At 71.7% G+C, this 945-nt stretch carries 1 protein-coding gene; it reads right to left on the minus strand.

Going from position 1 to position 945, the window contains the following annotated elements; all coding sequences use genetic code 11:
• The coding region (ruvB, locus tag MET9862_RS29045) for a Holliday junction branch migration DNA helicase RuvB (protein WP_142586322.1) at window positions 1-945 on the minus strand (945 nt) is incomplete at both ends.

A 945-nucleotide genomic window follows, 5' to 3' on the forward strand; every position in this document is an offset into this window, starting at 1 on the left:
CCGCCTGGGTGGAGTGAGGCCCATATGGCGGAAGGCGTGTGGTGTGAGGACGCGTCCGCGCGGGGTGCGCTGCACGAAGCCCTGCTGGATCAGGTAGGGCTCGATGATGTCCTCGATGGCGTCGCGCGGCTCGGAGAGCGCGGCCGCGATCGTCTCGATGCCCACCGGCCCGCCCCCGAACGAGCCCGCGATCAGCCCGAGATACTTGCGGTCCATCACGTCGAGCCCGAGCGGATCCACATCCAGCAGCCCCAGCGCCCGGTCGGCCAGCGCCCGCGTCACGGTGGCCTGCTCGGCCACCACCGCGAAGTCGCGCACCCGCCGCAGCAGGCGGCCGGCGATGCGCGGCGTGCCGCGCGCCCGCTTGGCGATCTCGTCGGCCCCGTCGCGGGCCATGCCCAGCCCCAGCACGCGCGCGCCCCGCTCCACGATCAGGCGCAGCTCGTCCACGTCGTAGAAGGCCAGCCGCACCGGGATGCCGAAGCGGTCGCGCAAGGGGGTGGACAGCAGGCCGGCGCGGGTGGTGGCGCCCACCAGCGTGAACTTGGGCAGCTCGATCTTGACGGAGCGGGCGGCGGGGCCCTCGCCGATGATGAGGTCGAGCTGGTAGTCCTCCATGGCGGGATAGAGGATCTCCTCCACCGCCGGGTTGAGGCGGTGGATCTCGTCGATGAAGAGCACGTCGCGCTCTTCGAGGTTGGTGAGCTGGGCGGCCAGATCGCCGGCCTTGGCGATGACGGGACCGGAGGTGGAGCGGAAGTTCACGCCGAGCTCGCGCGCCACGATCTGGGCGAGCGTGGTCTTGCCGAGGCCGGGCGGTCCGACGAAGAGCACGTGGTCGAGGGCCTGGCCGGTCTTGCGGGCGGCCTCGATGAACACCTGCAGGTTCGCCCGCGCCGCACGCTGGCCCACAAACTCCGACAGGCTCAGCGGACGGATGCTCGA

The organism is Methylobacterium symbioticum (assembly GCF_902141845.1).
Classification (GTDB): Bacteria; Pseudomonadota; Alphaproteobacteria; order Rhizobiales; family Beijerinckiaceae; genus Methylobacterium; species Methylobacterium symbioticum.